This is a genomic window from Cysteiniphilum sp. 19S12-1 (assembly GCF_052030685.1).
Taxonomy (GTDB): Bacteria; Pseudomonadota; Gammaproteobacteria; order Francisellales; family Francisellaceae; genus Caedibacter.
Window position 1 is genome coordinate 1 of sequence record NZ_JBQAJM010000022.1, and the last position, 11,603, is coordinate 11,603.

The following is an 11,603-nucleotide window of genomic DNA, read 5'->3' on the forward strand; positions in this document are numbered from 1 at the left end:
ACAGTAGATTCCTTTGCTAACAACTTCAAAGATAAATTTAGCAAAAGTCAACATATTTTAGATGGGACAGCCGTGAACAAATGGTAGACAAATGGTAACACTTTCATCTTAATGTTTAAAATAACTCAGTGCGTTTATTGCAGCTTTTAAATAGCTGGCGCATAATGCCATACAATTAATATTGAGCCATTTAAACACTATGACGATAGAGCAAAGCAAAGCCAAACAGCATATTATTGAAAATGAACTTGAAATGCTTAAGCTTGGCAAACAAATTAGTCAAGGTTTAAACAAGGGCGATGTAATCTATCTTCATGGCGACTTAGGTGCAGGCAAGACGACTTTAACCAAAGGCATTTTACAAGGATTGGGTTTTACTGGAAGTGTCAAGAGCCCGACTTATACACTTGTTGAAACCTACCCCATTAACGGCATCACGCTCCAGCACTTTGACTTATATCGTTTGAGTGACCCTGAGGAGCTTGAGTGGATTGGCATTCGTGATTACTTCACTAATGACACGATATCACTGATCGAATGGCCGCAAAAAGGGGGAGATTTCTTGCCACGCCCAACAAAAGAGATTCACATTCAATATACCAATACTGGACGCGCTATCACCATTTCAGGTTAATATTCTACATTGCAGGGGACGCTATTTTATAACATCCGCTAGCGTATGTTGATTTAACTCATTAAAGAATGCTTGAAGCGCATTACCTAAAACGCCCTTTAACTTACAGTCAGGTAATAAAACACAGTTTTTAAGTGACTGATTAAAACACTCCGCCATATAAAAATTTGGTTCCAATTTAGCGATTAATTCACCAATATTAATCTCTTTAGGTGCCTGAGCTAAGGCAATGCCTCCACCTTTACCTTTTGATGAGTTTATAACACGCAGTTTTGCTAGATTATGTACGATCTTAACCATATGGTTTTGTGAGATCTGGTAAAATTCAGCGACTTCTTTTGCTGTACATAGCCGTTGTTGGTGCATAGCTAAGTAAACCAAAGTGCGTAATGAATAATCCGTAAAGCTCGTTAATTGCATATTATTGATCTTTCTCAACTTTTATTAAACTTTTGCTAATATGCTTTTGACATGCATATTTGTAAATATGTATATTTATCACATATTTAATTTCACACGTCAAAGAAGGAGCATATATGCTATCTCAACAAACTATTAACATCGTTAAATCAACCGCGCCAATCTTAGCTGAGAAAGGTATTGAAATCACTCAAACCATGTATAAAAATCTCTTTGCCAATGAACCTAAGATCAAAATGCTCTTTAATCAATCACATCAACGCTCAGGTGCACAACCTAAAGCTTTAGCTAATGCGGTTTATGCCTATGCACAGAATATCGACAATCTTACTGTCTTGTCACAAGCCGTTGATATAATGGTTACCAAGCATGTTGCCAACCATGTTAAGCCAGAACACTACCCAATCATTGCCAAATACCTTATTGCAGCGATCACTGAAGTTTTAAATCCGAGGGATGAAGTACTAAATGCATGGGCTGAAGCTTATGGCTTTTTAGCTGATTTATTGATACAAAAAGAAAGTGAATTATATGCCAAGCAAGCAAATCAAACAGGTACATGGCAAGGGTTCAAGTCTTTTATTATTGATCAAAAAGTTGCTGAAACTAGTGAGGTAACTTCTTTTTATCTTAAGCCTCAAGATGGCAAGCACCTATCTCCCGCCTTAGCTGGGCAATATATCACAGTAAAAATCAACCATCCGCTGCATGGTCAGATGATGCGTCAATACAGCTTATCTGCTGCCGATGAATACGCTTATCGGATAACTGTTAAAAAAGAACAACGCAACGCCTCACATCCGGGGATTGTATCGAATTTCCTACATCAGCATATCAATGAACAGGATGAAATTGCCATCAGTGCACCAACGGGCAGTTTTCTACTAAAGCCACAAGAAACAGCTAAACCCATTGTGTTAATTTCAGCAGGTGTTGGCATTACGCCTATGCTTAATATGCTTAATTTTCTACATCAATCTGGTACAACACAGCCAGTGTACTTTATCCATGCAACTCAAAACAGTCAGTCGCAGATTTTAGCCCATGAAATTGACGACATTGCCAATAAAATGCCTAACTTAGCTGTTTTTTACTGCTATAGCTTACCGCAAAATGAGGACATACAACATATGCGAGTACATCGCCATGGCTATGTAACACAAGATTGGTTAGATGAGATATTACCAACCAAAGAGTGCGATTATTACTTCTGTGGACCACATGGCTTTATGCAACACACCTATCAGATTCTAAAAAACTGGAAAATAAAACCTGAGCATATTAACTATGAGTTTTTTGGTCCAGAAGAGGTCTTAGAAAACACCTAAAACAAAGCTTTTAATATCTCATCTTGAAAGTGATATGCTTGTTTTTTCTGTGACTCCAATAAATTAGTAATCAATATTGAAAATATATACTGCTGACCATCCTGCGCTTTGATATAACCAGATAACGCTGAAGACGTTGTTCCTGAGCCTGTTTTAGCAAAAACATTGCCTATTAATGTTTTATCACTACGCCATTTTAAAGTGCCTGACTGACCATACACTGGAAGTGACCCTTTGAAAATATTAAAGCTTTTTTGCGACTGCATTTTATAAAGCATATCGACGATAAAATCAGCATTTAATAAATCATTTTCTGACATGCCTGCGCCATCTTCCAATTGAATGTTATCCGTATTGAGTGCAAGCTGTTTATGCAAAATCTCAAGCATTGCATTTTTACCACTGACAATACTGCCTGCTTGAAAAACCTTATACCCCAATGTTCGTAACAGACTTTGCGCATAAAGGTTATCAGAAAGCTCAAGCATATGTTTCAGCAAAGCAGATAAATTAGGCGAGTTATGCAAACTGATCAGTTTAAGTTTAGTAGGCTTACCATTAAGCTCTTTAATGCTACCTTTAAAGCCGATACCTAGTTCTTTAAGTTGCTGTTGCAATACTTCTTTAAAGAACTTTTTAGGGTTAGCAATGGCAAATTTAAAGGTAAAATCCCCTTTTGGTAAACAACCCGCTAACATAAGCTTGTTTTGTTGAGTCATGCTTGCATCAAATTGGCATGTTTTTAGCATACTATCGCTAGCGGCTAACAGCTTATTGTCATAACTAATTCTCTCACCACCTAGTTCGTGCACCTTGAAATGATTATCTTTTGCTTCAAGTTTTAAAACTACTTGATTTTCATTTAACGTATATGCCGAGCTTTGCGCACCAAAGCCAAACACACTGTCACTTTGACTTTGGTTAATTGGATAATTGCGTCCTTGAAATTGTTGATTAATGAGATAAATATTTCCTGCTATGGATTTAATATTATGCTGCACAAGACCCTGAAGCAATATTTTCAATGCTTCAGATGTCAAACTTGGATCACCTGATAAATCAATATACAAATTTTCAATGGCTTTTTTATCTTTTTGACCTTTGCAATCATAATAAAGCTTCGTTTTATATTGATACTCTCGCCCCAACTTAAGCAATGTAGCTGCCGCTGTCAAAAGCTTGATGTTACTGGCAGGCATCATGTTTTTTTGATTATTGAATGCTAACAACGTCTTACCATCTTTTGCATTAACCACTTTCACTGCAACCAGTGCACTTTCTAAATGGTTAGCGTTAATCGCTGCAGTTAGTGCTTTATCAAGTTGTGCATTAGCAAAACTTAAACTTATTACTGCAACTGATAAAATCGTTGTTAATATCACACGCATACGCATGCTCCTTATGCTTTTATAATAATCTATGCCAATGAATCTGACTTCAACCAAACATTTAGGCGCTCGTAAATTGACTCAGCAGAGATTGCCACCTCACATGGCGCGAAAACATCTTTAGTAATAGGGCAAACCTTCTTTAAGCAAGGTGAGCAGGTTAACTTAGATGACACGTGTGTCACTTGTTTGCCAATAGCACCCGTTAACTTGGCTGAGGTTGAACCATACATACCAATCACAGGCGCATCACAAGCCGCTGCCAAATGAGACAATCCGGTGTCAACAGAGACAACGGCATCACTTTGACTAAAAAGCTCAGCTAATTGTGTTAAACTCATTTTATCAAGAACCACTGCATTTTGATGATTCTGCGCTATCTCATGCGCTTGATGTTTTTCATTATCATTGCCCCATGGTAAGAGCACTTTGATACCATCATCTGCTAATAGCTTTACCAGTTGCTGCCAATGCGCAAGCGACCAATGTTTACTAGACCATGTTGTCGCATGTAAGAAGACCACTTGCTTATGTTTTTTTTGCGTATTTTGCTTATGCCATTGATAAGACATACCATAATTGATTTCATCGGAAACAGCATAGTTAAAGACCTTGGCAAACAATGCTTTAACGCGCAAAATCGCGTGCTGTCCCTTGGCTATCGATATCTTATGTTGATAAAAGAAGCTTGCAGCAGGTTCGCGCGCTGAGTGCTTATCTAAGCCATATTTGACACCTTTAGCCCCTTTGGTAATCCATGCACTCTTTAACAAGCCTTGTGCATCGATAACATAGTCATATCGCTTTGATTTTAATTTCTTTTTAAACGCACGAATTTCAGCAAAGTGCTTAAATATATTCTTACGCCATTTACGCACTTCCACTTCTAGCACTTCATTCACAGCTGGATGCCACTTAGGAATCTCAGCAAAAGCCTTTTCAACCACCCAGCCAAACTCAATCTCAGGCATTTGCTTTTTGGCTTCTGTTAACGCTGGTAGCGTATGCAGCACATCACCTAACGATGATGTTTTCACAATTAAACATCTTTTCATTAACTTTTATCAATCATCATCTGTTTTATTATTGACGCCGATATTCTAATGATTTTTAAACGACAATGCTATGGGCACAAGTTAAAACATTTTCCATCGAATTGAATCAAACTAAAAGTTACCAAAATAAAAATTGTATTGCCTAATCCATTATTTTGTCTCGCGGAAAGTCAAATTTAGCTAAGACTTTTTTAACTTCATTAACCGGCAAACCAACAACATTGTCAAAGTCACCTTTTATCTCTTTTACAAAACGCTGCCCAAGGTCTTGAATGGCATAACCGCCAGCTTTATCTTGCGGCTCATTCGTCTGCCAATAAGCTTTTATCTGTGCATCAGTTAATTGCGCAAACAGCACATCGGTTATTCTATACTCATAGTATACTGACTCGCCATCACCTACAGCAAAGCCAGTAATGACCTGATGCCAACGCCCACTCAACTTATGCATATAGTCACAAAAAACATTAAAATTTATCGGTTTTTGCAGTATTTCTTCATCAATGACGACAATGGTATCAGCAACTAAAACAGGTATATCTAATGATTTCACCTTTAACGCGGCTTTAAGCTTGGTCTTAACAATTCGCTCCAAATATACCTGTGGTTTCTCACCGACTAAAGAGGACTCATCAATATCTACAGCAAACTGGCTAAACTCGATGGACTCACGCTGCAGCAATTCTGCCCGCCTTGGTGATTGGGATGCTAAATAAATCATCTAGTTACTCGATTGATCAAGGATATCTAAAACCTCTGCATCACTATCAAAAGCTTGAGTTTTTGCATTGCTTTTTGCTTTAATCTGCAAAGTTTTATCCAAGTTATAATCATAGTTTTGTAAATAAGCATTGCGTGCCGCAACATACGGGTCAATTGAGCTATTCATTAATTTTTCATATAAAGATAAGTATTGAACACCCTCATTGGCCTTATACACACCGTAAGCACTCCAGCTTACAATTGGAGGTGTCACAGCGCTATAACTTAGCGGGTTAAAGACAGTATCAACAAGATCCCCTGCTGAACCACCGAAGGTATTAGGTCCTAAAATTGGCACAACGAAATAAGGTGAGTAACGATAGCCCCATTTCGCCATAGTGAAACCAAAGTTTTGTACTCGACGTGGCAACCCCATATTTTTAGCAACATCAAACAAACCAAACACGCCAAAAATGGTATTAGCAACAAAACGCGCAGTATCGCGCCATACGTAGTCAAAATTCCATTGCAACAAGTCATTTGCAATGCGTCCAGGCTCTAGAATATTATTGTAAGTATTATCAATGCCAAGTTGGACAGGATCAGGAACCACATAGTCATAACCTTTTGCAATGGGAATGAGTGCATAATCATAAGTCACTTGGTTAAATTTAAAAATCGCACGGTTATAACCCTCCCAAGGATCTCGATTCTGCTGAGTAGCACAACCGCTTAAAGCGGCGACTGCCAAAAGAACAATTACTTTATATTTCATTTTTCATATAGTTTTTTCCTGTTGCAGGCAAGTATATACTGATCACAAACTATCTTACAATATTTCTGTCATCGAATTTCCCGCTATACAATAGATTTAAAGCACTTTACAATAAAGTCTGATTTTTGACTTAAGCTAGTACCAATGACGCAAACCACACAACAAACAATCTCCCCTACAGCCAAATGGTTAATTACGATTACCGTAATGCTCGCGGCAATGATTGAGATTATTGACACAACCATTGTCAACGTCGCGCTACCTGATATGGCGGGCTCTCTTGGCGCAAGCACTGAAGAAATTTCCTGGGTGGTTACTTCTTATATCGTATCTTCTGCGATTTGCATGCCACTGACCGGTTTTTTCGTGCGCACCATTGGTCGCAGGCGACTACTTTTAATTAATATCATTGGCTTCTTGATATTCTCTATGCTATGCGGTTTATCAAGTTCTCTTAGCGAGATGGTGTTTTTTAGGATTATGCAAGGAATCTTTGGCGCCTCTTTAGTCCCTTTATCACAATATGTCTTACGTGACACCTTTCCGCCAAAGGAACAAGTCAAAGCCATGGCAGTCTGGGGCGTTGGCATTATGGCAGCGCCTGTATTGGGACCCACGTTAGGTGGCTATATTACGGACTGGATTAACTGGCGTTGGATCTTTTATATCAACGTCCCTGTGTGCCTTATTGCAATTGTCATGGCGTTCATGTTTATTCGTGAGACAAAACGCGAAAAACTTAATATCGACTGGGTTGGACTTGGGCTTATGGCATTAACCATTGCCACCTTACAAATCTTTCTTGATCGCGGCAATAACGATGGTTGGCTGTCATCACACTTCATTCTTGCGATGCTAATATTTTGGGTTGTCAATGGCCTAATTTTTATTATTCGCGGTTGGTTTAACCCTAAGAATATTTTAAATCTTCATTTATTTAAAGATCGTAATTATGCGGCTTCCTGTATTTTATTAGTCCTATACACTGCAGGCATATTTGGACTGATGACCGTCCAACCCCTTATTATGCAAGGCTTTATGCATTACTCAGCTGCTCTGTCTGGAGAGCTTATGATGCCTCGCGGTATTGCCGCCGCCGCGGCGATGATGTTAATCGCTCCCTTAGCAAAACGTATTGATTTACGTATTATCATTTTATTGGGTATTATTTTTACCGCTTATGGAAACTATCTATATGCTCAGATTCCACTAATGAGTGATCAGTGGAATTTAACTTACCCTGGTATTATCCAAGGTATTGGCATGGGTTTTTTCTTCGTACCAGTGTCAACAATGGCGTTACAAACTTTGCGACCTCAAGATCTTGCAGAAGGCAGTGGAATGTTTAGCTTTTTTAGAAATTTAGGCACATCTGTTGGCACATCTGTGATGATTACCGTACTAAGCCAACAAGCACAAGTCGCTTGGCATAGTATGATAAAGCACATCAACCCTGCTAACCCAAATTATCAAACTTGGCTACAAAGCACCGGCTGGCATGCACAAGACCCAACAGCACTAGGTGTAATCGCGCAGACGATCAACACGCAGGCAAACATTATTGCCTTTAACGATGTCGCTTACTTGTCTTATTTATTGCTTGCGATTTCAGTCCCTTTTATTTTACTACTAAGCAAGCCGGCTAATACAGGCCTTAGCATGGATCATTAAAGAATAGTAATCGACACTTGGGCGAAGTCAAAGGGAACTTTAGTGGCAGAAAATGGCTTCGACTAATGCTCAGCCAACGCTCACTCAGTAAAGCTTGAATAAAACACAATCATCGCTTATTTTTTCAAAGGAAACATTACAAATCCGGCCTTAACATTAGTCAATATCAATAAAAGCAAACTTAAACAAAGTGGCAACAGAAGCACAAGAAAAGCACCGCTAAAAACACTTGGGTTATGAATTTCTTTTAAATCACCACCATTTATCCACATACTAACATAATCAACCAAATGCTGAAAAAGAGCCGCTGATAGACCAATGGTCATATTGACCACTGCCAACACAGTACCATGCACTTTATTTGGGAAAATATCATCAACAACAGCAAATGCTAAAAGCATACTTGAGACAAAAAAGCCCAGTAAAAAATAAAGCACATAGAGCATGCTAATCGTAAACACGTTTGGCAATAACACGATAAGACTAAAGACAACAATCGTCATGATGTTAGTCACAATCATCCATGCTTTCTTTGCGTTAGTCAGGCGAGCAACAATACCATGTGTCGGACCGCCTACAGCTATGCCAATAAAAATCATCGCACTAATCGACGCTGCAGTCGTTGCATCAAACTGATAAGTGTACTGTAAGAACACCACATCATAAAGCTCTGAAAAAGCATTAACGACAGTACCGACCATAATGCCAGCATAAATAGCAATCAACCACAGATCTTTAGACTTTAGTACATACAAATGCGCTTTTGAGAGCTTCCTTGAGATTGTCTTGTGTGTCACAAACTCACGTGGCCGCACACAAAGATAAATCACCAATGAAAAGATCACGCCAATATAGCCAATTAACCATAACGCGCCCTCCCAAGTGAGCTTTTCAATCCAATAAGCTAATAATACTTGGCCAAAAATACCGCCTAATACACCAATTGTATTTGTTAATCCTACTGCAATTGGGAAAACATTGTTGGGCAGTACATCGGATGCCACTTTAAGCGCACCTAAGAAAGCAAACGCTGAACCAATCGCAATAAGTATGCGTCCGATCCACATCATGCTGAGGGATTGATCCCAGATAAATACCAAAATTCCAACACTCATCACAAGACAGGATAATGATAATGTCCACTTACAGCCAAATCGATCAAGCATAAGTCCCGCCGGTATTTGAGCAATCGCATAAATCGGAAAATAAATTGCCATCACTGAAACCACTTGATTAATATCCAAATTAAGCGAATGCGCAATTGGTGCCAATAGTACACTCGGCGCCGTATGTTGAAAATAATCCAACGCATAGAATATTGCTGCAACCAACCACACAAGCCACGCAATGGTTAATGTTCTTGCTTTCATTATTGCTCCATTTTAAATGGTTATCTTAACAGGTCTAATACTTTATGCTTTGCCGCACTAAAGTCAGTTTTGCCCGAACCTAATTTTGGAATAGCATCAACCTGAAAATAGTTTTGTGGCTTTAATAAATTATTTATCTTAGCACTATTTACTCGTTGTTTGATATCGCTAGCATCCATTGCCATGGTATATAAAAGCGATATACATTCGCCTTTTTTCTGATCTGGTGTTGCCACAGCTAATATTTCATTCTCTTCGTTATCGGCACCCAAAAGCGTCATGATCTCCTCTTCAACCGCAGATAGACTAACCATCTCACCACCTAGCTTTGCAAAGCGTGAGTAGCGATCCAAAATCGTTAAATAACCGTCTTCATCAAGTCTTCCTTTATCTCCTGTTTGATACCAACGAATGCGATTGCGTTTAAAGATCACTTCAGCTGTTTTCTGCGGATTATGTAAGTAACCTTCCATGACATTGACTCCACCAAAGGTGATCATGCCAGCCTCACCAATCGATAATTCTTCTTTAGATTCAGGATCAATGATCATAAAACGCCCGCCAGGAACCGAACTGCCGACAGTACCAATCTTATTATTAATTTTATCGTCTTCATTTGGTTGATTGACACTTGCCACAGGACTCAATTCAGTTGTGCCATAACCTTCATAAATAATCTTATCAAACTTCTTCTCAAACATGGCTCTGACTTCAGGCAAAAGCTTCTCAGCACCGGCAACAACGAAGTTTAATGATGAGAATTGTTCGGCTGTCAACTGACGTGCCTTTGAGTAAATTCTAAAGAAAGTTGATGTGCCACATAAAATGGTTGGTTTATATTTATCTGCTAACTCACCCAACATCGCCGCATCAGTAGGGTCCGGGTGACAGACCATAAATACACCTTCAAGCAACGGTAAAATGGTTGTTGCTGTCAAACCAAAGGCATGAAAAATTGGCAAGATACTTAAAATAGAATCGTCTGATTTAGCACCCAATATAATCATTGACTGTTTGACATTTCCTAGGATGTTTTTGTGACTTAATACGACACCTTTAGGTTTACCTTCGCTACCACTACTAAATAGAATAGCCGCCGTATGATCGGTGGAAACTCGTGTGACATAATGTCTAATCAAATGTTCAGCTGATGATAACTTCACGTGCAATAAAGTTTTCAATAAAGTAAATTTATCCAACTGCTGACGCAGATCTTCTAGCAGAATAATTTTTGAGTTACTAAATACTTCCTCTAAGAAAAATCCTTTTTTCTTTAACTGCTCAATAAAGCGACCTGAAGTAATAATCGTTTTGATGTCAGATTCAGAAATAGCCGCATCAAGCGCTGATTTCGATGCTGTATAGTTTAAATTAACCAGTGTTTTACCCAACACAAAACCACTCATCATTGCCATTGCACCACCTACACTAGGGGGCAAACAAATACCAATGCGTTCCTGTTCACGTAAGATCGGCTCAAGTAATTTTGATAGTGCAAGCGTTGCAACAAGCAGACGCTCAGAGCTTAGCTCAACACCGGTTGAGTCAGCAATCACTTTTTTGCCCTTACGTGCTTTTGCTTGCTTGATCCATACCTCCGGAATTGATGGCATCAGTGAAATATAACGCTCCCAAGCATAAATATTCTTCTCTGCTAACAGATCTGACAGCGCTTTCTTATCAAGTGCAATGCCAATTGGCTCAAAGAAGCTTAGATGCAACCACTGTGGCACATTACGCCCACGGGTATATTTAATGCATTCAAAGCCACAAACCTGCATAGGGATAATTTCATTATTGAGCTTTACCACATCATCATAAAGCGCTTGAGGCACTAGCAAAACACCCTGTTTATCCCATGACGTCAGAAAAGACTGTGGAATAATCTTAACACCTGTTCTCTTTAGTAAATAATCCACTAGTTTCGACGGCGGACTTTGGCACTCCATGACTACTGTGACTGTTTGACGTGCAATGCGCTGTAACAGTACAGCTAGAAATAAATTAACATTATTACTAATAACCACTGCCGGTTTGAAATTCGGCACATAGTTGACATGATGAAAGTTACACATATAACGTTGGCGCTCTTTCAACTGCATAACGGCAATTAAGGTTTTATTTGGCCAAATATATAATGAACCCAAAACAACTATAACAAACAGGGTAAATACCCCTAACAATATTGACATTAATGCCACCTCATCATCGGCAATTTTATTTATCTGATCAAAGTATATAACGCTTACACACCATTTTA

General features: G+C 38.8%; 10 protein-coding genes. 3 read left to right on the forward strand and 7 right to left on the reverse strand.

Annotated elements, in window-relative coordinates; translation table 11 throughout:
* The first annotated feature begins 199 nt into the window (after nucleotides 1-199).
* Nucleotides 200-634 (forward strand): tRNA (adenosine(37)-N6)-threonylcarbamoyltransferase complex ATPase subunit type 1 TsaE, encoded by a 435-nt coding sequence (gene tsaE / locus ACTS4L_RS08155; protein WP_440617901.1) that lies wholly within the window; start codon nucleotides 200-202, stop codon nucleotides 632-634.
* 21 nt (nucleotides 635-655) lie between these two features.
* Here the strand turns inward: tsaE and ACTS4L_RS08160 are convergent, their stop codons facing one another.
* Nucleotides 656-1,072: an RrF2 family transcriptional regulator gene (locus ACTS4L_RS08160; RefSeq protein WP_440651923.1), complete on the reverse strand. Its 417-nt coding sequence runs from the start codon at nucleotides 1,070-1,072 to the stop codon at nucleotides 656-658.
* 98 nt (nucleotides 1,073-1,170) lie between these two features.
* On the opposite strand from ACTS4L_RS08160, the gene hmpA reads away from it, so the two are divergent.
* The gene (hmpA, locus tag ACTS4L_RS08165) at nucleotides 1,171-2,382 is read left to right on the forward strand and encodes an NO-inducible flavohemoprotein (protein ID WP_440651924.1); all 1,212 of its coding nucleotides are present in this window, start codon (nucleotides 1,171-1,173) and stop codon (nucleotides 2,380-2,382) included.
* Here the strand turns inward: hmpA and dacB are convergent.
* The 4 genes from dacB to ACTS4L_RS08185 form a co-directional block, all read right to left on the reverse strand.
* The gene (gene dacB, locus ACTS4L_RS08170; protein ID WP_440617898.1) at nucleotides 2,379-3,770 is read right to left on the reverse strand and encodes a D-alanyl-D-alanine carboxypeptidase/D-alanyl-D-alanine endopeptidase; all 1,392 of its coding nucleotides are present in this window, start codon (nucleotides 3,768-3,770) and stop codon (nucleotides 2,379-2,381) included. The genes hmpA and dacB overlap by 4 nt on opposite strands.
* Before the next feature lie 29 nt (nucleotides 3,771-3,799).
* Nucleotides 3,800-4,825, reverse strand: coding sequence for a lipopolysaccharide heptosyltransferase I (gene waaC, locus ACTS4L_RS08175; protein ID WP_440617897.1), 1,026 nt, complete (start codon nucleotides 4,823-4,825; stop codon nucleotides 3,800-3,802).
* Nucleotides 4,826-4,967: 142 nt separating this feature from the next.
* Nucleotides 4,968-5,546, reverse strand: coding sequence for a Maf family protein (locus ACTS4L_RS08180; protein WP_440651925.1), 579 nt, complete (start codon nucleotides 5,544-5,546; stop codon nucleotides 4,968-4,970).
* The gene (locus ACTS4L_RS08185; RefSeq protein ID WP_440617227.1) at nucleotides 5,547-6,302 is read right to left on the reverse strand and encodes an MlaA family lipoprotein; all 756 of its coding nucleotides are present in this window, start codon (nucleotides 6,300-6,302) and stop codon (nucleotides 5,547-5,549) included.
* Nucleotides 6,303-6,446: 144 nt separating this feature from the next.
* Between ACTS4L_RS08185 and ACTS4L_RS08190 the strand changes: the two genes are divergently transcribed.
* Entirely contained in the window at nucleotides 6,447-7,973 is a 1,527-nt protein-coding gene (locus tag ACTS4L_RS08190) for a DHA2 family efflux MFS transporter permease subunit (RefSeq protein WP_440617228.1), read from the forward strand.
* Between the two features lie 116 nt (nucleotides 7,974-8,089).
* Here ACTS4L_RS08190 and ACTS4L_RS08195 read toward each other — a convergent pair whose 3' ends face one another.
* On the reverse strand, nucleotides 8,090-9,343 hold the full coding sequence (locus tag ACTS4L_RS08195) for an MFS transporter (RefSeq protein ID WP_440617229.1): 1,254 nt from the start codon (nucleotides 9,341-9,343) through the stop codon (nucleotides 8,090-8,092).
* Nucleotides 9,344-9,363: 20 nt separating this feature from the next.
* Nucleotides 9,364-11,535, reverse strand: coding sequence for an AMP-binding protein (locus tag ACTS4L_RS08200; protein ID WP_440617230.1), 2,172 nt, complete (start codon nucleotides 11,533-11,535; stop codon nucleotides 9,364-9,366).
* Nucleotides 11,536-11,603 lie beyond the last annotated feature (68 nt).